Below are 21,150 nucleotides of genomic sequence, written 5' to 3'. Positions count from 1 at the left end.
CCCCCTGCCCCTCCCTTTCAGGGAGGGGAATAGGATAAGCCGGACCGCGCTCCTCATCGAGCTGCTGCTCGCGCTCGCCGTGGTGGCGAGCGTGGTCTCGACGGCGCTGACGTTCCGCAACACCGGCTATCTGCCTCAGCCGTTCGTGTTCGATACCAACGACACGTTCATGGACTGGTTCAACACCGCCTATTGGGCCAACCGTCCTGGCGCGTATGACGTCTGGCGGAGCATCTATCCGCCGCTCTCGTTCGTCTTCCTCGATTTGTTCAGCCTGCCGGGCTGCTACCTCTCCTCGCCCTTTTATGCCCGCGATTGCGACTGGCTCGGTACCGCGACGATCCTGGCCTTCTATGTGCTCGACGTCGTCCTCGTCTGGCTGAGCTTCCGCCGCGCCGATCCGCGCACCGCGCCGATGCGGACGATCGGCTTCGGGCTGGGCCTGCCTTTGCTGTTCACGCTCGAGCGGGGCAATCTGATCCTCGTCGCTTTCGCCTGCTTTGCGATCGCGCACGGGCCGCTGGTGACGCGCGGGCCGTGGCGCTGGATCGCCGCGGCGGCGACGATCAACTTCAAGCCCTATCTGCTGCTGCCCGTACTCGCCCACGCCGTTAAGCGCGACTGGCGGTCGCTCGAGCTGATGGGGATCGCGACGATCTTTCTCTACCTCGTCACGCTGGCGATCGTCGGCGCCGGGACGCCGATGGAGCTGGTCGCGAACACCGCCAATTGGGTCGTGTTCCAGAGCGGGCAGGTGTGGAACGAGATCCATTATTCGACCAGCTACGCCCCGCTGCTGCTGGTCCGGAACGCGCAGGTTCCGATCCTCCAGTTCGTGCCGTCGCGCACCGTCGAGACGATCGAGTTCGTGGTGCCGATCGTGATCCGCGCAAGCCAGGCCATCGCGCTGCTTGCGCTGGCGGGGGCCTGGCTCCAGCCCAAGGCGCTGCCGCTTCACCGCGTGTCGATCCTCCTGCTCGCGGCGTATCTGGTGACGCAGTCGCCGGGCGGCTACACCCAGACCTTCCTGCTGTTCCTCGTCCTGCTCGAGCGGTGGAAGGGCGTTGGCCCGATCGTGGCGATCGTCTGCGCCTATCTGCTGTGCCTCGTCGCCGATTGGCCGCTGTCGACGGTGCTCGAGCTGTCGACCAACTCCTGGCTGAGCGGCCGGCCGGTTACTCCGAGCTTCGGGCTGGCGGTCGGCCACTTCGTCCGGCCGGGGCTGGTCGCGCTGATCCTGTGGGCACTCGCGCTCGACAGCATCGTCCGCGTGGTCTGCGCGCATCGCAGCCACCGCCCCTCGCTCGGACTGGTCCCGGCATGATCTTTGAACAGGATCTGACGGCGATCGACGCGGCGCTCACGCCATTGTGGCCGCGACTGTCGGGCGCGCGGATCTTCATGACCGGCGGCACCGGGTTCATCGGCCGCTGGATGCTGGAAGCGCTGGCGCGCTCGGGCGTGGACACCGAGGTGACGGTGCTCAGCCGTGACCCCAAGGCGTTCGCGATGCGCGTGCCGCACCTCGCCGCGCGCTTCCATTTGGTCGCGGGCGACGTGACCGCCTTCGCGGCGCCCGGCACCTACAGCCACGTTCTTCACGCCGCGACCGATGCGAGCGCGGCGCTGAATGCGAACGATCCGCGGCGGATGTTCGACACGATCGTCCAGGGCACGCGTAACGCCCTCGACCTGGCGACCGCCAACAAGGCGCGCTTCTGCTTCCTCAGCTCGGGGGCGGTCTATGGCGCCCAGCCGCACGACGTGACTCATGTCGGCGAGGATTGGCGCGGTGGCCCCGATCCGTGCGACCCACTCTCCGCTTATGGCGAAGGCAAGCGTGCGGCGGAGATGCTGTGCGCGATCTACGCCAAGCAATTCGGGCTCGACATCGTCAACGCCCGCATCTTCGCGCTGCTCGGGCCACTGCTCGCGCTCGACACGCATTTCGCCGCAGGGAACTTCATCCGCGACGCGATGGCAGGCGAGACGATCCGCGTCGTCGGATCGGGCGAGGCAGTGCGCTCCTACCTCTATGCCGCGGATCTCACGGTCTGGCTGTGGACGCTGCTGATTGCGGGCAAGCCGGGCACCGTGGTCAACATGGGCTCAGAGGAGGCGGTGTCGATCGCCCAACTCGCGCACCGCACCGCGACGTTGCTCGGCGGTCCCGGCGTCGAGGTCCTCGGCCGCCCCGATCCCGGCTGGAACCCCGGCCGCTACGTACCTTCGACCGCGCGTGCCCGCGCCGAGCTCGGCGTCGCCGCCACGGTGCCGCTCGACGAGGCGATCCGCCGCACCGCGCTCTCCAACGGATGGAAACCATGACCTTAGTGAAACTCGCCGACTGGGTGGCGGACACGCTCGCCGCGCACGGCATCGATCATGTCTTCATGATCACCGGCGGCGGCGCGATGCACCTCAACCACGCGCTCGGCACCCACCCGAAGCTTGCCACCACGTTCACGCATCACGAGCAGGCGCTGGCGATGGCGGCCGAGGCCTATTATCGGCTGACCAACAAGCTGGCGGTGGTCAACGTCACGTCGGGGCCGGGTGGGACCAATGCGATCACCGGCGTCTACGGCGCGCATGTCGATTCGATCGGCATGCTGGTGATCTCGGGCCAAGTGAAGACCGAGACCACGGTCCGCGCCACCGGCCTGCCGCTGCGCCAATTCGGCGATCAGGAGCTCGATATCGAACCGATCGTCCGCCCGATCACCAAATATGCAACGATGGTCACCGACCCTTTGAGCATACGCTACCATCTCGAAAAGGCGCTTTATCTCGCCACTTCGGGGCGGCCGGGGCCGGTGTGGCTCGATATCCCGCTCGACGTGCAGGCGGCGAAGATCGATCCGGCGCAACTCGCCGCGTTCGATCCCGTCGAGCTCGACGAACCGTGGAAGAAGACCGATCTCGGCGCGGCGGCCATCGCGATCCTCGAAAGGCTTCGAACCGCCGAGCGCCCGGTCATATTCGCCGGCAGCGGGGTGCGACTGAGCGGTGCGCATGCAGATTTCCTGCGCCTGATCGAAAAACTCGGCATTCCGGTGGTCACCGGCTGGAACGCGCACGACGTGCTGTGGAACGCGCATCCGCTCTACGCCGGGCGCCCCGGCACGGTAGGCGACCGCGGCGGCAACATGGTCACGCAGAGCGCCGACTTGCTGCTGATCCTCGGCAGCCGGCTGAACATCCGGCAGGTCAGCTACAATTGGAAAGCCTTCGCGCGCGAGGCCTACAAAATCTGGGTTGATATCGACCCGCTCGAACTGCGTAAGCCCACGGTCTCGCCCGACATGCCGGTGGTCGCCGACCTCGCCGACTTGATCCCCGCGCTGCTCGAAGCTCCTTATCAAGGGCCAAGTCCGGCGCACGCCGAATGGCTGGAATGGTCGCGCGAGCGCGTCCGGCGCTTTCCGGCGATGCTCCCCGAATATCGCAACCACGGCCCTGCCGTGCACCCCTATGCCGCGATGGAAGCACTGTTCGAACGCCTCGACGAGAACGACGTCATCGTCACCGGCAACGGCAGCGCCTGTGTAGTCAGTTTCCAAGTCGCCGAGGTGAAGCGCGGCCAGCGGTTGTGGACCAATTCGGGCTGCGCGACGATGGGCTATGACTTGCCCGCCGCGATTGGGGCCTGCGCCGCGACCGGCGGCACGCGGCGCGTCATTGCGATCGCCGGCGATGGCAGCATCATGATGAACCTCCAGGAGATGCAGACCATCGCCGGCTACGGCCTCCCGGTGAAGGTCTTCCTGATCAACAACAACGGCTATGTCTCGATCTTCCAGACCCAACGCAACTTCTTCAACGGCGTCGAGGTCGGCGGCGGGCCTAAGAGCAACGTCACCTTCCCCGATTTCTCCAAGGTCGCGGCGGCATTCGGCTTCGCTTATTTCCGCGCTGAAACGCACGACGACCTTTCCGCCGCGATTGCCGGTGCGCTGGCGACCGAGGGACCGGTGGTCTGTGAGATCGTGGTCGACGAGCATGTCGGCTTCGCTCCCAAGCTCGGCGCCAAGGCACATCCCGACGGGCGGATCACGTCGCCGCCGCTCGAGGACCTCTCTCCCTTCCTTCCCCGCGAAACGCTGCGCGAGAATATGCGGATCGCGCTGCTGGAGGAGGAATGATGCAGCGGATCGCCGGGGTGCGGGCGCATGTCGGCGGACGGCCGCTGCGCTTCCTGATCGCAGGCGGCCTCAATACGCTTGTCGGCCTGACTTTCTATCCGTTTCTGCTATGGGCAGTGCCGCCGATGCGTACGCACTATCTGCTGGCGCTGGGCATCGCGCAGGTCGCCTGCCTGCTCTTCGCTTATCTCACCTATAAATACGGCGTCTTTCGCACCGAGGGGAACGTAGCGCGCGAGTTCGGCGCTTTTTCGGGCTTCTACCTGTTCAATTATGCCGCCAATTGGGCGATCCTGCCGCTGCTCGTCGAAACCGCCGGCGCACACCCGTCGATGGTCCAGACCGGCTTCAACCTGGTCGTCATCGCCACCAGTTGGCTCTGGCACAGTCGCGTGACTTTCCGTGCGGCGGAGCGTCCGGCATGACTGCCGAATTCCTCCACCGCTCGTGCCCGCTGTGCGGCGCGACCGATACACGCCTCGAAGCGCAGAGCCGCCGCCGCGCCGAGACGCTCGGCTTCGCGGAGCTTCGCAACCATTGGTCGGGGCTGACCGAAAAACCCTTTTTCAGCTATCACCGCTGCGCCGGGTGCGGGCTGCTGTTCAACCCGATCTATTTCGACGAGGCGCAGCTCGCCGAACTCTATGCCGACATGGCGCCGAACATGCACGTCGTCGCCGACGATGCCATTGTCGCCACGCAAAAGCGCTATTTCGATCGGGCGGCGGACTTTGCCACGCTGAGCGGGGGCTATCTGGAGATCGGCCCCGATGCCGGCCATGTCGTCCGGCAGGCGGCCAGCGCGGGCAGTTTCGACCATTTCTGGCTGTTCGAGCCCAACCGCGCCATCTGGGACGCACTTCGCTCCGCGACGGGGGGCAGGCCGACGACGCTGCAGGGCGAAATGCACGACATCTCGATCGTGCCCGACGGTTCGATTGGGCTGGCGGTCATGATCCACGTGCTCGATCACATGCTCGATCCGCTGGCAATGCTGACCCAAATCCGCGCCAAGCTGGCGCCGGACGGCGTATTGATGATCGTCACGCACAACGAAAGGTCGCTGCTGCGCAAGGTGATGGCCGCCCGCTGGCCACCCTTCTGCCTCCAGCATCCCGAAGTCTACAATCCCAAGACGATGCGCGCGTTGCTCGGCAAGGCGGGCTTTGGCGACGTCGCGGTGGAGCGCAGCCTCAATTACTTCCCGATCGATTTCCTCGCGCTCAATGCCGCCTGGGCAATGGGGCTCAAGGTCGACCGCCTACCGTTGCCGGCGAAGGCGGTGGGCGTCCGTCTCGGCAACATCCAGACATTCGCCCGTGCGTCCGATGCTGTCGGATGACACGCGGGATCGCCAGGTGGGAAGCGGGTCATGAGCTTACCGGCGCGGACGACCGCTAGCGCCTGATCGAAGGCGTTTTTGGAGCCGCTTCCTTTTGCCGAAGATGGGGCGGCCCTTGCGTTTCTTGAGATGAAGAAGACCCGTCGCTGGCGCGATCAGCGACGTGGCACGGCTTTCCCCTACGCGCCGAACTCGGCGAACGCGCAGAAGGGTTGATGGGGAAAGCGCTGAAGCTTGAGGTTGTTGAGGCCGAACACCTCCAAAACCGCCTGGGTCTCGCCCGGAAAATGCTTGCAGACCAATTCGTCGAAGACCAGCAGCGAGCCCTTGACCAGCCGTGGCAGGATCATTTCCAGCGCCGCACGGGTCGGCTGGTAGATGTCCATGTCGAAGATTGCCATCGCGACGATGGCGTGCGCATTCTCGTCGAGCCACCGGGGCAGCGTTTCGACGACATCGCCTTTCACCAGTTCGAACTTCTGAACCTGGGGGATCGGCGAGAAGCTCTCCTGCAACGCCAGGATCTCGGCGAGCTCGACCTCATAGCCGGTCGAGGTGGAATAATCGCCGTCGCTGGAGAAGCCGCCATCGGCCTCGTGCACCCCGCTGAAGCCGCTGAACGTGTCGAAGCCTATGATCGTGCGCGAATGGTTGTACGGCTCATGAATTCCGCGGAGGTTGCACAGCGTCGCCATGGTCGCGCCCCAGTGGACGCCGAATTCGCAGATGACTCCGGGGACGTTGACGATCCGCCGATATAGATGATCCTCGTACAGCAGCCGCGACAGCACCTGGCGCTTCATGAATACGGTGCTGTGGTGATTCCAGTGCGACCCGAAGCCGCCCTCGCGGTGGCGGGCGCGGGCAAGCGCGTAGAGGCGCGCGTCGTTGTCCGCCTCGTTGTCGCTGCGCTGGGTGAATTCCCCCGATAGTTTCCTCAGCACGCTCCCTGTCTCCCGTGACATGCCTGATACTCCGCGATCTGCTCAAGCGTGATCGCCCGCGCGTCCTCGCCGCCGCCGAAGGCCTTGTGCCATTCGGCGATCCAGGCGAGTGCCCGATCGAGCCGCAGCACCGGTTGCCAGCCGAGCGCGGCGCGCGCCTTGGAGCTATCGAGGCGCAGCAGGCCCGCCTCGTGGCGTCGCGGACCGGTGTCCGCGAGCGCTGGAACGCCCTCGCCCCAGGCCGCGCGCATACGGTCGACGATCCACGAGACCGGCCGCGCATCCTCGTCGGACGGACCGAAGTTCCAGGCGTCGGCGAATTGCCGTTCGCCGGCGAGGAGCCGCTCGGCGATCCGGAGATAGCCGCCGAGCGCTTCGAGCACATGTTGCCAGGGGCGCACTGCGTCCGGCGAGCGGATCAGCGGCGCGGCGCCGGCTTCTAATGCTCGGACGAGGTCCGGCACCAGTCGGTCCTCGGCCCAGTCGCCGCCGCCGATGACGTTGCCCGCGCGCACCGTGGCGAGCGCCGGCCCATCGGCGAAGAACGAGCTGCGATACGCCGCCGCGACCAGCTCGGCGCAGCCCTTGCTGCTGCTGTACGGATCATGCCCGCCCATCGGATCGCTCTCGCGATAGGGCCACACCCATTCGCGATTGTCGTAGCATTTGTCGCTGGTGACGCAGACGATCGCCTGGACGCCGGGCGCGCGGCGGGCGGCTTCGAGGAGATGCACCGTGCCCATCACGTTGGTGGCGTAGGTCTCGACCGGCTCGCGATAGGACAGGCGCACCAGGGGCTGCGCGGCGAGGTGGAAGATGAGTTCGGGCCGCGACGCTTCGACCGCAGCGCGCACCGCCGCCAGGTCGCGGATATCGCCCTCGTGATGCGCGACCAGTTCGTCGATGCGTGCTGCGGCGAACAGGCTCGGGTTGCTCGGCGGCGGCAGCGCGAAGCCGGTGACCTCGGCGCCGAGCGCATGGAGCCACAGGCTCAGCCAGCTGCCCTTGAAGCCGGTATGTCCGGTGACCAGCACCCGGCGCCCGCGCCAGCCGGTCACCAGCGCTTCCACGGCGCTTCGCCCGACTTCCACAATTCGTCGAGATAGAGCTTGTCGCGCAGGGTATCCATCGGCTGCCAGAAACCGTCGTGGCGATAGCCCATCAACTCGCCGCCGCGCGCGAGCCGTTCGAGCGGGCCGGCTTCCCAGACGGTGTCGGGGCCGTCGACGAGGTCGAGCACAGAGGGGTCGGCGACGAAAAACCCGCCATTGATCTGTCCGCCATCGCCGGCGGGCTTCTCCTTGAAGTCGACGACCTTGCCGGCATGGAATTCGAGTGCTCCGAAGCGGCCCGGCGGCGACACCGAAGTGATCGTCGCGCGCAGCCCATGCGCCTTGTGGAAATCGACCAACGCGCCGACATCGATATCGGCGACGCCATCGCCATACGTGAAGCAGAACGGCTCATCGGGATCGAGATAGGGCCGGATCGCGGCGAGCCGGCCGCCAGTCATCGTCGTCGCGCCGGTCTCGACCAGGGTGATCCGCCACGGCTCGCTGCGGGCGTAGTGCACCTCCATGCCGTTGCCGCCGCGCAGGTCGATCGTCACATCCGAGGTGTGAAGGAAGTAGTTCGCGAAGAACTCCTTGATCAGATAGCCCTTATAGCCGAGGCACACGACGAAGTCGTTGAAACCGCTCGCCGAATAGATCTTCATGATGTGCCAGAGGATCGGCATCCCGCCGATCTCTACCATCGGCTTCGGCCGCACCGACGTCTCTTCGCCGAGCCGGGTGCCCAGACCGCCGGCCAGGATTACGGTTCGCATCGTTACTCCACGTCATCACTTCAGCACGATGACGTACCCATTCTCCGCAAGCCGTAAGCCGGTCGCCGATTCCTGGACGCAGCACGGCCTGTTGCTCGTGATCCTGCTGGTCGCGGCGGCGCTGCGGGTCCGCGGGATCGGCTTCGGACTGCCCGCGCTCAACGATCCCGACGAGCCGCTGTTCATGATGACTGCGATCGAGATGCTGCGGAATCACAGCCTGAACCCGGGATGGTTCGGACATCCGGGCACGATCACGCTCTACAGCCTCGCGCTGGTCGATCTCGGGGTCGGCGGCGTCGGTATCGCCACCGGCCGCTATGCCGATGCCGACGCGTTCGTCCGCGCGGTCTATGCCGATCCTGGAATCCTCTTCCTTCCGGCCCGCCTGATGGTCGCCAGCTGCGGCGTGTTCTGCGTCTATCTGACGTGGCGGCTCGGCACGCGGATCGGCGGCACGGCGACCGGACTGCTCGCCGCCGCGTTCCTCGCGGTCAACGCGGTGCATATCGACTATTCGCAGCTCATCCGCACCGACATCCAGGCCAGCGGTTTCATGCTGCTCTGCTTATCTGCCTCGCTCTCGATCGCCGAGAAGGGCAGGCTACGCGACTATTTGCTGGCCGGCCTCCTTGTCGGCCTCGGCTGCGCGACCAAATGGCCCGCGGCAGTGATAGCGATCAGCCCAATCGCCGCGGGCATCTGGCGCGTCGCCCGGGGGCATTCCGACACGCGCAAGCTGTTGCTGTTTGCCGGAGCCGCCGCGACCGCCCTGTTCCTCGCCTCACCCTTCCTCCTGCTCGACTACCCCGTCGTCCTGCGCAACCTCGCCGGCGAGGCGCGTCCCGTGCACCCCGGCGCGACCGGCGGCGGTTTGCTCCCGAATCTGCTCTGGTATCTGGCGAACCCGCTGCGCGAATCCTTCGGCGCGGCCGGCCTGCTGCTCGCGGCGATCGGCACGGCGCTGCTGGCTGGACGAAATCGCGCCGCGCTGATCGCGCTGCTGCCCGGTGTCGCGGCGTTCGGCTTGCTGATCTGCATCCAGGCCCTGCGGTGGGAGCGCTGGCTCGTCCCGCTTCTACCCTTTGTCGCAATCATGTCGGGATATGCCGTGAACGTGCTTGCGAATCTTCTGCGATCGCGCACCGGCCGGCGCCTGCATCTCTCGGAACCGCTCGCCGCGTTGCTGCTGATGCTGCCCATGCTGCACGCGGCACATCTCCGCGCGACCGCGCGCGCCAACGATACGCGGCAGATCGCATCCGCCTGGATACGCGCGAACGTTCCTCGCAATACCACGATCCTCGTCGAGCACGCTGCAATCGACCTCGTCTCCGGCCCCTGGAAATTGCTGTTTCCGCTCGGCAGACCCGGATGCGTCGATGCCCGAGCGATGCTCGCCCAGCGCATTCGTTACGCGGATGTCGAAACACTACGCTCGGGCACGCCGATCATCGATGTCGGCAGCGTCGCGCGGTCTCGTCTCGGCACGTGTCGCGCGCGATACTCGATCCTGACGCACTTCGATCGCTACCGGGACGCGCAGCAAACCTTCGCTCCCGAATGGCAACGCTACCAGCTGTTGGTCCGGGGAAGCGTCCTGCGCGCCGTCATCGCACCTCAGCAGGGCAAAAGTGGCGGCCCTACGGTCTATATCTTTGAACGGGAGTCGCGGCCGGGAGGGTAAAGTGCAGAGAAAATCGAACTGATGATAGGTGAGGCCGGCTTGATTCAGACACAAGCGGATGGAGCGTGGTGGAATTCATTGTGGCTATGGGGACTCCTTTGCTTCAGATCCCGCATCCGCCGCGCGGCTATACTGGATCTTGAACTCGTCGGGATTGCGCCCGGTGTCGAAAATCGCCGCGCTGCGCTGTAGGCCGAACCTGCCGAGCCCCTCGCCCAGGCTGTCGCGTTCGAGTGCTTGCCAGACCGGCCGGAACGAGGCGGTCGCCGGATCCGCGTCGACGATCCCGCGCACTTCGCACACGGTTGCGGCGCAGCTGATATCGAGCCGATGCCGACCGCCGACATAGGGAATGGCGCGCATCACGTCGCGGATCGCCGCCTCGCTGCGACCGGCCCATTCCTGCTCGCGCGTCTCGTGCGCGAGGCGATAGCTCTGCTCGTCCGCGAGCGTCGCGTCGGCATCTGTGGCGACGACTGCCAGTCGCACCGGCCTGTGTACGGGCGCCGCTATGGCAGGGACGCGCGGCGGCGGTGCGCTGGTCGCGATCCTGACCACCCCGTCCTCACCCGGCACAGCGCTCCCAGGTTGCAGCACCCACCGGAGCCCGACGAGCAAGAGCGCAACCAGCAGCGCAAGAAATGTGGAACGCGCGCGAGTCATAAGGCTCACCCTTTTGCTGGACCGTCGATCCGGGGCGCCCGGCGCGCGCCGAACGCCCCGTGCGCACAGGCGCGACTCAGGGCGCGCCGGTTCCGAAGTAGATGTCGCAATTGCCCGACCCGCTGTTCAACCGCATCTGCAGCTGGACGAAGGTCGCGCCGCCATTGACCCACTGGAGACCCGGCGAATAGCCTTGGCACCCGCTCAGCGTCGGATTGGGCACCGACACCGGCGCGGTGATCGTCGTCCATGGGCCGTTCGGGCTGCCGCTGGCGCTCTTCGAGATGACCGTGCCGTTGCCCGTGACGCTGCCAGCCGCGTTGCGGAAATACTGTCCCATCCACAGCAGCGGTCCGCCCGGCAGCGCCTTGACCACGGGCGTGGCGCGCCAGAAGCGTCCGTCGGCATGCTGCATCACGGTGCCGATCGTATTGTCGGCACCGTAGTTCCAACCGTCCGCCGAGGTCTTGTAATAGCTTCGGCAATGGTCCGCGCCCGCCAGGCCGCAGACTTCATACGTCATCAGGAACTGCCCCGATCCGTCGGTCAGCTTGACCACGACCGGCATGCCCGGCCGGCGTGGGTCGGTCCCCGCACTGCCCATCAGCGCGACCAAATTGGTGCGATCCACCCAGGTTGCGCCATTGTCGTAGCTGCGGATCTTCATGAGCTTCTGGCTGCAGCAGGCGCTAGTCTCGTCCGCATAGGTCATGACGAGCGCGCCGTCGCTCGCGATCGAGAAATTGGGTTCCCAGAAGCCCTGGCTGTTCGAAGCGGTCACCGGCGTCGACAGGTAGGACCAGTTGCGACCGTTGTCGGTGCTCCGGTAGATCTTGATCTTGCTGCGGCAGGTCGCGCATTTCGACGTGTCGACATCGATGCCGAGGATGAGGTTGCCGTTGGGCAGCACGATGAAGTCCGGGCTGCTGGTGTGCAGCGGCGCGAACTCGGGGTCGTCGATCAGGCCGACGGGCGCGAACGACGCGCCGTTATTGGTGCTGGAGAAGACCCGCACCCGGTAATCGGTGGGAAAGAGCAGGACCGTGGCGATCAGCTCGCCGCTCGGCAGCAGGCGAACCCGCGGGTAGCGCGCATTCGCCTGAAGCAGCGTCTGCGCATTCGCGGCAACGCTGGTCAGCCCGAACAAGGCCATCGCCGCCAAAAGGGCGCACCGCCCGAGCATTTGCTTGATAGGTTGAAACCATGATCGTTGGGTCATCTCGCTCTCCTGTTCCCGCTGGTCTCAGAGAAGCGTCAGGTGCGGGTCCCGCCGCTTGCTGATGAGACGCGCCAGAACAGGCGCCTTGCATGTCCGATATATATTATTTTTGGTGGCCGCCGCTTCGCGTGAACTCTTTTACTATATGGCCCCATTTCAGGTGAGAGTTTGTCTTGCGCGCGCGTCATATGGGCGAGGCGAAGAGGACGATGACGCAAGCACCCAAGGCCCTGAAGGAACGATTCTATCGCGACCTGCGGCCGGCGCTCATCGCGTTCTTCACGCGCCGCGTCGGCAATCGGGTCGAGGCGGAAGATCTGGTGCACGACGTCTATGTGCGTCTGGCGAGCTCGCCCGAGTTCGAGGTGCGCGATCCGCAAGCCTATGTCTTCCAGGTCGCGGCCAATCTGGTGCGGGACCGGGCGCGGCGCGCGGACGTGCGCACCCGCTATCTCGAAGCGGCGAAGCACGACGACCTGGCGCAGATCGAGACGATCGATCCGCACCGCATCGCCGCCGACCGCGAGACCTTGGCCGCATTGGTCAAGGCGCTCGAGGCGCTGCCGGAACGCACGCGCCGGATCTTTCTTCTGTATCGATACGAGCAAGTCAGCCGCCAGGCGATCGCCGATACCTTCGGCATCTCGATGAGCGCGGTCGACAAGCACGTCCACAAGGCAGTCGTCCGCCTCAGCGCACGGTTGGGAGGAACTGATGACTGAGATCCAAGCCTCCCCCCCCTTCACGAGAGAGGAAGAAGCGGCGGCCTGGTGGCTCAAGCTCGAGGCGAGCGACGGGCATCTCACACCCGAGCAGGCCCATGCGTTCGACGCATGGCTCGCTGCGGATCCCGCCAACGACATGGCCCTGCAGCGGTGCGCGACGGCGTGGAACGACCTGGAGGCGCTCGCCGCCGCGCCGGAGATGGTCGCGATGCGCGCCGATGCGCTGGAGCATATGCGTCGCGCCAACCAGCGCCGCTGGGCCAAGCCGTTCCGTCTCGGCAAATTGCCCTACGCCGCGGCGGCGGCGATGGTGCTGTCGCTCGGCGGTATCGCCTGGTATTTCAGCGCGCCCGCCGCGGAGCAGCTCGCGACGGGCACAGGCGAACGCCGGGTGCTCGCGCTGGCCGACGGCTCGCACGTGTCGATGGACGCGAAGACGCAGCTGGCGGTGACGTTGTCGAAGGATCAGCGGCGGCTGCAGATCGACGCCGGTCGCGCCAAGTTCGACGTCGCGGCAGAGCCGGGCCGTCCCTTCACCGTCGAGGCAGGCGGGCACATCGTCGTCGCGACCGGCACGTCCTTCTCGACCGAGCGCGCGGACGGCAAGCTGCACGTCATCGTCTATGAAGGAAAGGTCGTGGTCCTGAACGGGACGATGCCCGATCCGCAGACGTTGCTGGCGCTCCGCAACCGTCCCACCGCCGCCGTGGCGGCCGTGCTTTCCGGGCAGGAGTTCGTCGTCGCGGACGGTGCGCCGCGCGGCGTGGTGCACAGCGACCTTCCCGGATCGTCGAGCTGGGAAAGCGGAGTCCTCGAATTCATCGAGGAGCCGCTGGCCGACGCCGTGGCACAGCTCAACCGCTATTCGAGCGAGGCGATGGTCGTGACCGACGCGCGGGCTGCCGCGATCAAGATCGACGGCGTGTTCAGGGCGGGCCAGACTGATGCCTTTCTGGAGGCAGTGTCGCGCGTCTATCCGGTGCGGACGCGGCGCCGCGCGGACGGCACGATCGAGATCTCGTCCCGCTGAACCAAAAATCTGATGCAAGTTCGCGGAGGTCGCGCGTCTTCCGCTATGGGACCACCAAAAGGTGGCCGATCGGGAGGGGAGTATGCGAGGCGCCGTTCGCGCCATCAGGTTCGCGCTGGGCACGAGCGCCTGCGCGCTCGCGCTCGGCCCGTCTCCTGTCCTCGCCCAAGCGGCACCCTCGGCCGAGCAGCGCTATAGCTTCCGCGTGCCGCGCCAACCGCTCGACGCGGCGCTGCGGTCGGTCGCCCGCACGGCGCGGGCCCAAATCCTGTTCGACCGCGAGCTTGTCGCCGCGCTGCAAAGCCAGCCGCTGAACGGCGACTATACCGTGCGCCAGGCGCTCATCCGCGTGATCGGCTCCGCGCCGCTGACCGTCGAGCAGAGCGCCCATGGCGTGTTCACCGTCCGCCAGGCGACACGCCCCACCTCACCGCCTCCGGCCGCAACGCCGCCGCCCCGCGCACGGCCGAACGATAGTCTTCCGGACGCGGCAGCCGAGGAGATCGAGCGCGAGCCGGCCGAGATCGTCGTCACCGGCTTCCGCCAGAGCCTCGAACGCGCCGCGGAGATCAAGCGCAGCTCGGTCGGGGTCGAGGACGCGGTCGTCGCCGAGGATATCGGCAAGTTCCCCGACCCGAGCACCGCCGCCGCATTGCAGCGGGTTCCCGGCGTGCAGGTCACCGTCGGCGGCAACAACGAGATTGCCGGCGTCGTGATCCGCGGGCTTGCCGACATCCTCTCAACGGTCGACGGCCGGGAAATCGTCTCCGCGGTCGGGCGCAGCTTCGCGCTGCAGGACTTGCCCGCGGTCGCACTGGCGCGGGTGAGCGTCATCAAGAGCAGCGCCGCCAATCTGATCGAAGGCGGCGTCGCTGGCATCACCGACCTGCGTCTCAACAAGCCGTTCGACTTCCGAAATCCGGCGGTGATCGTCACCGGACGCGGCAATTATTCTTCAAACGTCGAGCAACTGAACCCACAATTCGGTCTGCTGATCACCGACCGGTGGGACACAGGTGTCGGCGAGATCGGCGCGCTGCTTAACCTCAGCTACGCCTATTTCGATTACGCCCGCCCCAATTCCTACATCACCGAACAGCGCAGCCTGTCGGCCGCACCGTATCGGATCGCCGGCGTGGCCGGTCGCAACACTGCGGCGGGCAGTGTCGAATATGGTTGGTACGATCGCCCGCAGCTCAACGCAGCGCTGCAATGGCAGGCGAGCCCCGCGTTGCAAGTCTATGCCGATGCCCTCTTCACCGGCTATCGGTCCGACTACCAGACCGCGGTGATCGCCACGCCGTTGTTCTTCGGCGAGACGACGGTCGAGCAGTACGAAGTCGATCCCGACCATTGCTTCACCGCCCGGGTGACGCCGAGCGGCTACAATCCGAACGCGCTCGAGCTGGCGCGCGGGCTGATCTCCGCGAGCAACCCGAATGGCGGCTTCGCGGTCGAGCAGCTGTGCAACCTCAAGTCGGGCGTGTTCGACAACGCCCGAGCGCTCACCAGCACCCAGGCCCGCACGCTGCGCAGCTACAATTACCTGGCGGGCGGCGGGCTCAGATATCAAGACGGGCCCGACACCCTCGTCTTCGACATCGCCTATCAGCGCGCGACCAGCGAGGGCTCGGGCATCATCGTCGATGTCGGCAAGCGAGTCAGCGTCGAACTCCAGACCGATGTCGACCAAGGCAATATCCAAAGCCATCCCGGCAACCCGCTCGCGGATCCGAGCGGCTTCTTCCTGCGCAACGGCCTCAACCAGAATTTCAGCCGATCGGTGGGCGGGCTGACGCAGGCGCGGATCGACCTCACGCACGATTTCGACCGCGCATGGGGGGTCCTCGACAGGCTGCAGGCCGGTTTTCGCTATGCAGACCGCACCGGGCTGTTCAACCAGGCGGTGCTCAACCGCACCGTGACCGACCTGACCATTCCGGTCGCGGGAACCTTCCCCAGTGATTTTCTGGTGCGCGCACCGGGAATCTCGCGGATCAATAGCGGCGCGGACTTTCTCGTGCCGGATCCGGCATATCTGCGCTCGGCGGCAGGACGCGACACGCTGCGTAGCGTGTTCGGGGTTCCGCTCGGTGACCCTGCCTACCAGCCCGAGCGCCGCTTCGAAGCCGAGGAACGGACCTACGCCGCCTATCTCCAGCTCGGTTTCGCAGCGACGATCGGCGGGCCGGTATCGCTCGACGGGCTGGTCGGCGTCCGCCCGACCCGTACCGAACGCCGGATCGCCGGCGCGGGCCTGGTCAGCGGCGTGCTGGTGCCGCAGGTCGCCTACACCAGCGACACCGACGTGCTGCCGAGCGCGAGCACGCGCATCCGGTTCGGCGGCGGGCTGCAGGCGCGATTCAGCTACGCCGAGGCGATCCGCCGGCCCGAATTCTCGGCGCTGAATCCCGGGCTGAGCTACACCATCTCGACCAACCCGGCGACGCTCAACACCGGGACGGCGGGCAACCCGAGGCTGCGGCCGCAGAAATCGACCGGATTCGACGGCGCGCTCGAATATTATCGCGGGTCGAACTTCCTCGCCGTCGCGGGCTTTTCGCGCGACATCCGGGACCGCGTCATCACCGCCGCCTCGGCCGAGATCATCGACGGCTTCACCTACAATGTCAGCCGCCCGCGCAACATCGGCGAAGCGAAGCTCAAGGGGCTCGAAGTCAGCGGTCAGGCGTTCCTCGACTTCCTGCCGGGCGCGCTCTCCGGTCTCGGTGTCTCGGCCAACTTCACCCTCGTCGATTCCGAGGTAGGTGCGGGCAAGGGCGCGCGCCCCGACCCGCTGGCCGGGTTCGAGATCCAAGGGGTATCGCGCTACAATTACAATATCGGCCTGATCTACGAGAAGCGCGGGCTGTCGGGCCGTCTGATCTATACGCACCGATCGCGCTATTATGATGCCGATTTCACCGGCGCCGCCAGCGTCCGCCCGATCGACCCGAGCAGGGCCGAGGATCTGAGCTATACCCCGAGCTCGCTGCACTATGTGCGTCCGGGCGGGCGGCTCGACTTCAGCATCGGCTACGACTTGACCGACACGCTCCGCGTCGACCTGGGCGGCACCAACGTCCTGCGCAACACGCTGCGCGCCTATTTCGACGTCGACTTTCTCACCCACGACCGGCGCGAGGATGATTCGATCTACACGATCGGATTCCGCGCACGACTCTAGAGCCGAGCGGCCGTGGGCAGCGGAGCGGCGTACGCCATTCGCAAAAAAGATCTCCAACCTTCCTGGGCTCGCGCGTCTTACCCAGTGGCCTGACCAATTCAGGCCGCACGAAGCCGGCACGAACCGGCAGAACCGGGAGGGGAAATTGGCGCTTTATCTCGACAGGCTTTTGTGCGGCGCGTCCGCGCTGGCGATGATCACGACGGCCGGCACCGCTGCCGCGCAGGAAAGCACCGCCGCGGCCGGCGTTCCGCAGCAGGAGGCGGGGGCCTCGGACGACATCGTGGTCACCGGCTACCGGCAGAGCCTCGAAACCGCGCAGGCGATCAAGAAGAATTCGGACCAGATCGTCGACTCGATCGTCGCCGAGGACATCGGCAAGTTGCCCGATTCCACCGGCGCGGAAACGCTGGCGCGCGTCACCGGCGTCTCGGTGGAGCGCGGCACCGGCGAAGCGGCCGCGATCCGCGTGCGCGGCCTGCCCGACCTGACCACCACCTATAACGGACGCGAGCTGTTCACCGCCGAAGGGCGGTCGGTGGCGCTGCAGGACTTTCCGTCGGGCACGATCTCGCGCTTCGACGTCTACAAGACCGGCGCCTCCAACCTCATCGAGCCCGGCATCGCGGGCGAGATCGACGTGCGCTCGCGCAAGCCGTTCGACTTCAAGGGCTCGCGCGTCGCGGGCAGCATCACGGGGCTTCACTGGCAGAACTCGCAGCGTTTCGGCATCGACGCGAACCTGCTGCTGAGCACGCGCTGGAACACCGGCATCGGCGAGATCGGCGTGCTGCTCGAAGGCTCCTATACCGACAACAAGTTCACCGACGACATCCGCACCAACAACAACGCGATCCAGACGCGGCCCGCCACGATCACCGTCGGCGGCGTGGTGACGCCAAACACCTTCCCGAATGCGCAATATCCCGCGCTGCTGACCGTTCAGCCCGACGTCTCCAATCGCTTCCGCCCGTCGGTGGGCGCCGCGGTGCAATGGCGGCCGTCGCCTGATCTGGAACTCTATTATGATTTCCTGTTCCAGGGCTTCCGCGGCCGCGGCTTCGGCTATGGCCTTCAGATCCAGGCGGGGACCGGCGCGACGCTGTCGAACGTCACCTATTGCGAGGGCAGCACCACCCAGATCTGCAAGATGACGGCGACCGGCGGCAACGCGACCTCGGCTTATCAGGCAGGGCAGTTCTCGCAGACCGACACCTATCAGGGCGGCACCGGGTTCATCTGGACTCCCGGCCGCGCGCGCATCGCCGGCGATTTCGCGATCACGGATTCGGTCTTCACCTCGACCAACTTCCAGACCGCGCAGACCACGCTGACTACCGGCACCCGCGTGTTCGACTTCGACAATGCGGAAGGCGGCGGCGGCACCGCGCAAGTCACCGATATCGACCTGAGCAACCCGGCCAACTGGCGCTATTCGGGCTTCTCGCAGGCCAATTCGCGCAACCACGGACGAAGCTATCAGGCGAAGCTCGATGCCGATGTGCCGGTCGATCTCGGGCTGTTCGACAAGCTCCAGTTCGGCGTCCGCTTCAATGACCGCAGCGCCGATTCGGAAGCGCTTGCCGCCGATCCCCGGACGAACACCAGCCTGCTGAGCGGCACGATCAACGCCGGCACGCCGGGATCGCTGCTCACCGCGGCGCCGCTCGAACTCGTGCCGGTCGACCCCTCGTACAAGAGCGACCCGACCGACCATCCGACCACCTGGGTCACGCCGACGCGCGAGAGCGTGATCCATTATGCGGACTATATCCGCGCGATGGCGAACAACGCGCTGCTGCGCACCACCGGCATGCCGGCGCGGACGCGCAACTACGATTCGAGCGAGAAGTCCTATGCCGCCTATCTGCAGACGCATTATGCGTTCGATGTGGGCGGGGTGCAGATCGACGGCCAGCTCGGGCTTCGCGCCGTGCGGACCGAGACCGAGATCAACGGGCTGCAGACCACGGTTCGCTCGGGCGTGCGGACAATCGTGCCCATCTCGCGCAGCAAGACCTATGACGATTACCTGCCGAACGTCAGCGCGCGGATCCGCTTCTCGCCCGAATGGCAGGCGCGCCTCGCCTTCACCAAGACGCGGACCCGCCCGAGCTTCGGGCAGCTCAACCCGACGATCACGATCAATCCGCAGGCCGGCTGCACCGGCACCGGCTGCGTCGCCTCGGCGAGCGGCGGCAATCCCGATCTCGAGCCGATCAAGTCGACCAACTACGACGCCTCGCTAGAATATTATTTCTCGCGCTCGGGTTCGGCGACGGTGCAGGTATTCCAGCGCGACGTCGTTGGCTTCATCAACAACCGTACCTTGTCGTATCAGGATCCCGATCTCGGCACGGTCAATGTCAACCAGCCCGCCAATGGCGAAGAAGGCCGGATCCGGGGCGTCGAGGCCGGCTTCCGCACCTTCTTCAACTTCGCGGGAACGCCCGAATGGATGCGCAATTTCGGCGTGCTGGCGAACTACACCTATCTCGATCACTGGTCGGTGCTGTCGCAGTCGGTGCAGGCCACGTTGCCCGGCCGCCAGCCGATCACCAACGTCTCGAAGCACCTCGCCAACGCGCAGCTCTTCTACGAGAACAAGGACGTCTCATTCCGCGTTTCGTATAATTATCGCTCGTCGTTCCGCTTTTACAGCCAGATCGACGCGGCGGTGGGCACCTTGCCGACGTTCGAGAAGGGCCGCGGCGTGCTCGATTTGTCGGCGGGGATCAACCCGACCAGTAATCTATCGCTCACCTTCAACGCGTCCAACATCCTCACCAATCCGGCGCGCAACTTCCGCCAGTTCAACCGCGCCGGCGCGATCTACCCCTGGCAGGTCCGCTATCTCGAGACGGTGTACCGCCTTGGCGCGCGCTTCCGCTTCTGATCGGCGTGTCCCCCTTGGCCACGCCCTCCTCCTGGCAGCGTCGCACCCGCGTGGCGCGACGCTGCCTCTTTTTCTCAGGAGCCGCGGCACCGAAGACCGTCGCCGCAACCAACTAGTCCGACCGATCGAGGAATGCTTATGCCGGCACAGCTAACCAAAGCGCTCATCATCGCGGCCTGCGCCGTGCCCCTGCTCCTTCCGCACGCCGCTACGTCGCAACAGCGGCCCGAGCCGCAAACGGAAGCCAGGCTCATCGCCCGCTATTCGGACACGAGCCGGCTGGGCACCCCATGGGCGAAAGACCCTTCGGTCATCCGGCATGGCGGACGGTTCCTGATGTACTACACCGTTCCAGCTCCCCGCGAGAACCCGGTCGGCGTGCCCGATTTTCCGAAGGGGCTGGCGATCGGCATCGCCGAGAGCCGCGACCTCAAGAGCTGGCGCAAGGTCGGCGAAGTGCTTCCGGTCCAGGAGGTCGAGCGCAACGGCATCGCGGCCCCCGGGGCGGTCGTGATCCGCGGCAAGGTCCACCTGTTCTACCAGACCTATGGCAACGGACCGCGCGACGCGATCAACCACGCCTGGTCGAGCGACGGAATCCATTTCGAGCGCGACCCCGGAAACCCGGTTTTCCACCCCGATCCTGACGAAGCGAAATGGAGCGTCGGCCGCGCGATCGATGCGGACGCCTTCGTCCACGGCGACAAGCTGCTGCTCTATTACGCGACCCGCGATCCCGAATTCAAAGTGCAGAAGATCGGCGTCGCCGAGGCGCCGCTCGGCTCCCATTTCGGCAAAGGCGACTTCCGCAATATCAACAACGACAAGTCGATCCTCGAACCCGAGCTGCCCTGGGAGCGCAGCTGCATCGAAGCGCCGAGCGTCGTCCGCCACGGCGACAGGCTCTACATGTTCTACGCCGGCGGCTATAACAACGAGCCGCAGCAGATCGGCGTTGCGGTGAGCACCGACGGGGTGCGCTGGAAGCGGCTGTCGAACAGGCCGCTGCTGCCGAACGGGCGGCCGGGAAGCTGGAACGCCTCCGAATCAGGCCATCCCGGCATCTTCCAATATGGCGGCCGCACCTTCCTCTTCTTCCAAGGCAATGCCGACCGCGGGAAGACCTGGACTTTGGCCGCGACTGAGATCGGATGGGGTAGGGACGGCCCTTACCTCAAGAGATGAACCAGAACGGTATTGTTGGTTGCGCCCCGCGCCCTTGCTGCTCTGCGCTTTAGGCCGACGGCGTGCGGCTAGCTCAGGCGCAAACGACATATCGTGAGGCCGACCGCGCCAAACCGGGTGATCGGTCGTGGATGCCCAAGCATGTCAGCGCTCGAGACGTACCGCCAGACCTGCCTTGGCGATCGAGCTGTTATCTGGGTGCGTTGGGAGCGGAGGTCGCTCAAGGGCGACTTCGAGTGACCCGGGAGTCTTCGCTATCGGGGCGTTAGCTGCTGCCCTGGGTTCAAGGTGAACGGTCG

General features: G+C 66.1%; 16 protein-coding genes. 11 read left to right on the top strand and 5 right to left on the bottom strand.

Annotated elements, in window-relative coordinates; genetic code table 11:
• From AC3WJI_RS15115 to AC3WJI_RS15095, 5 genes are all read left to right on the top strand, one after another.
• On the top strand, positions 1-1,324 hold a 1,324-nt coding region (locus AC3WJI_RS15115), incomplete at its 5' end, for a hypothetical protein (RefSeq protein WP_492758108.1).
• Positions 1,321-2,328, top strand: coding sequence for an NAD-dependent epimerase/dehydratase family protein (locus AC3WJI_RS15110; RefSeq protein WP_492758107.1), 1,008 nt, complete (start codon positions 1,321-1,323; stop codon positions 2,326-2,328). The genes AC3WJI_RS15115 and AC3WJI_RS15110, both read left to right, overlap by 4 nt.
• A complete protein-coding gene (locus AC3WJI_RS15105; protein ID WP_492758106.1) occupies positions 2,325-4,145 on the top strand; it encodes a thiamine pyrophosphate-binding protein in 1,821 nt (606 codons plus the stop codon). The genes AC3WJI_RS15110 and AC3WJI_RS15105 overlap by 4 nt, the downstream gene beginning before the upstream one ends.
• Complete coding sequence (locus AC3WJI_RS15100) at positions 4,145-4,570, top strand: GtrA family protein (RefSeq protein ID WP_492758105.1); 426 nt, start codon at positions 4,145-4,147, stop codon at positions 4,568-4,570. Before AC3WJI_RS15105 ends, AC3WJI_RS15100 begins: the two co-directional genes overlap by 1 nt.
• Positions 4,567-5,487 carry a class I SAM-dependent methyltransferase gene (locus AC3WJI_RS15095; RefSeq protein ID WP_492758104.1) on the top strand — a complete coding sequence of 307 codons (921 nt, stop codon included), beginning with the start codon at positions 4,567-4,569 and terminating at the stop codon, positions 5,485-5,487. The genes AC3WJI_RS15100 and AC3WJI_RS15095 overlap by 4 nt, the downstream gene beginning before the upstream one ends.
• Before the next feature lie 179 nt (positions 5,488-5,666).
• On the opposite strand, the gene AC3WJI_RS15090 is transcribed toward AC3WJI_RS15095, so the two are convergent.
• From AC3WJI_RS15090 to rfbF, 3 genes are read right to left on the bottom strand one after another with little or no spacing between them, the layout of a single operon-like run.
• On the bottom strand, positions 5,667-6,431 hold the full coding sequence (locus AC3WJI_RS15090; protein ID WP_492758103.1) for a TylF/MycF/NovP-related O-methyltransferase: 765 nt from the start codon (positions 6,429-6,431) through the stop codon (positions 5,667-5,669).
• The gene (rfbG, locus tag AC3WJI_RS15085) at positions 6,425-7,489 is read right to left on the bottom strand and encodes a CDP-glucose 4,6-dehydratase (protein ID WP_492758102.1); all 1,065 of its coding nucleotides are present in this window, start codon (positions 7,487-7,489) and stop codon (positions 6,425-6,427) included. Before rfbG ends, AC3WJI_RS15090 begins: the two co-directional genes overlap by 7 nt.
• The gene (rfbF, locus tag AC3WJI_RS15080; protein WP_492758101.1) at positions 7,486-8,259 is read right to left on the bottom strand and encodes a glucose-1-phosphate cytidylyltransferase; all 774 of its coding nucleotides are present in this window, start codon (positions 8,257-8,259) and stop codon (positions 7,486-7,488) included. The genes rfbG and rfbF overlap by 4 nt, the downstream gene beginning before the upstream one ends.
• A gap of 28 nt (positions 8,260-8,287) precedes the next feature.
• On the opposite strand from rfbF, the gene AC3WJI_RS15075 reads away from it, so the two are divergent.
• Positions 8,288-9,946: an ArnT family glycosyltransferase gene (locus AC3WJI_RS15075; protein WP_492758100.1), complete on the top strand. Its 1,659-nt coding sequence runs from the start codon at positions 8,288-8,290 to the stop codon at positions 9,944-9,946.
• 84 nt (positions 9,947-10,030) lie between these two features.
• On the opposite strand, the gene AC3WJI_RS15070 is transcribed toward AC3WJI_RS15075, so the two are convergent.
• Both AC3WJI_RS15070 and AC3WJI_RS15065 read right to left on the bottom strand, forming a co-directional pair.
• Complete coding sequence (locus AC3WJI_RS15070; RefSeq protein WP_492758099.1) at positions 10,031-10,435, bottom strand: hypothetical protein; 405 nt, start codon at positions 10,433-10,435, stop codon at positions 10,031-10,033.
• A 250-nt stretch (positions 10,436-10,685) separates the two neighbouring features.
• Positions 10,686-11,792, bottom strand: a complete 1,107-nt coding sequence (locus tag AC3WJI_RS15065; protein ID WP_492758098.1) for a sialidase family protein — start codon at positions 11,790-11,792, stop codon at positions 10,686-10,688.
• A 245-nt stretch (positions 11,793-12,037) separates the two neighbouring features.
• On the opposite strand from AC3WJI_RS15065, the gene AC3WJI_RS15060 reads away from it, so the two are divergent.
• The 5 genes from AC3WJI_RS15060 (at position 12,038) to AC3WJI_RS15040 (ending at position 20,851) form a co-directional block, all read left to right on the top strand.
• On the top strand, positions 12,038-12,550 hold the full coding sequence (locus AC3WJI_RS15060) for an RNA polymerase sigma factor (RefSeq protein WP_492758097.1): 513 nt from the start codon (positions 12,038-12,040) through the stop codon (positions 12,548-12,550).
• A complete protein-coding gene (locus tag AC3WJI_RS15055) occupies positions 12,543-13,583 on the top strand; it encodes a FecR family protein (protein ID WP_492758096.1) in 1,041 nt (346 codons plus the stop codon). The genes AC3WJI_RS15060 and AC3WJI_RS15055 overlap by 8 nt, the downstream gene beginning before the upstream one ends.
• Positions 13,584-13,665: 82 nt before the next feature.
• The gene (locus AC3WJI_RS15050) at positions 13,666-16,770 is read left to right on the top strand and encodes a TonB-dependent receptor (RefSeq protein ID WP_492758095.1); all 3,105 of its coding nucleotides are present in this window, start codon (positions 13,666-13,668) and stop codon (positions 16,768-16,770) included.
• A 193-nt stretch (positions 16,771-16,963) separates the two neighbouring features.
• On the top strand, positions 16,964-19,666 hold the full coding sequence (locus AC3WJI_RS15045) for a TonB-dependent receptor (RefSeq protein WP_492758094.1): 2,703 nt from the start codon (positions 16,964-16,966) through the stop codon (positions 19,664-19,666).
• A 138-nt stretch (positions 19,667-19,804) separates the two neighbouring features.
• Positions 19,805-20,851: a family 43 glycosylhydrolase gene (locus AC3WJI_RS15040; RefSeq protein ID WP_492758093.1), complete on the top strand. Its 1,047-nt coding sequence runs from the start codon at positions 19,805-19,807 to the stop codon at positions 20,849-20,851.
• The last annotated feature ends 299 nt before the right edge of the window (positions 20,852-21,150 follow it).

This window comes from Sphingomonas sp. FW306-1B-B10E, from assembly GCF_058782005.1.
Note: the sequence above shows the minus strand (reverse complement) of the source record. Positions and strands in the feature narration are given on the sequence as shown.

What these genes read in the sequence shown, in the direction of transcription:
- AC3WJI_RS15050 (WP_492758095.1), top strand. Translation starts at nt 13,666, where the DNA reads ATGCGAGGCGCCGTTCGCGCCATCAGGTTCGCGCTGGGCACGAGCGCC.
- AC3WJI_RS15055 (WP_492758096.1), top strand. Translation starts at nt 12,543, where the DNA reads ATGACTGAGATCCAAGCCTCCCCCCCCTTCACGAGAGAGGAAGAAGCG.
- AC3WJI_RS15075 (WP_492758100.1), top strand. Translation starts at nt 8,288, where the DNA reads ATGACGTACCCATTCTCCGCAAGCCGTAAGCCGGTCGCCGATTCCTGG.
- AC3WJI_RS15105 (WP_492758106.1), top strand. Translation starts at nt 2,325, where the DNA reads ATGACCTTAGTGAAACTCGCCGACTGGGTGGCGGACACGCTCGCCGCG.
- AC3WJI_RS15040 (WP_492758093.1), top strand. Translation starts at nt 19,805, where the DNA reads ATGCCGGCACAGCTAACCAAAGCGCTCATCATCGCGGCCTGCGCCGTG.
- AC3WJI_RS15045 (WP_492758094.1), top strand. Translation starts at nt 16,964, where the DNA reads ATGATCACGACGGCCGGCACCGCTGCCGCGCAGGAAAGCACCGCCGCG.
- rfbF (WP_492758101.1), bottom strand. Translation starts at nt 8,259, where the DNA reads ATGCGAACCGTAATCCTGGCCGGCGGTCTGGGCACCCGGCTCGGCGAA.
- AC3WJI_RS15095 (WP_492758104.1), top strand. Translation starts at nt 4,567, where the DNA reads ATGACTGCCGAATTCCTCCACCGCTCGTGCCCGCTGTGCGGCGCGACC.
- AC3WJI_RS15100 (WP_492758105.1), top strand. Translation starts at nt 4,145, where the DNA reads ATGCAGCGGATCGCCGGGGTGCGGGCGCATGTCGGCGGACGGCCGCTG.
- AC3WJI_RS15060 (WP_492758097.1), top strand. Translation starts at nt 12,038, where the DNA reads ATGACGCAAGCACCCAAGGCCCTGAAGGAACGATTCTATCGCGACCTG.
- AC3WJI_RS15110 (WP_492758107.1), top strand. Translation starts at nt 1,321, where the DNA reads ATGATCTTTGAACAGGATCTGACGGCGATCGACGCGGCGCTCACGCCA.
- AC3WJI_RS15065 (WP_492758098.1), bottom strand. Translation starts at nt 11,792, where the DNA reads ATGCTCGGGCGGTGCGCCCTTTTGGCGGCGATGGCCTTGTTCGGGCTG.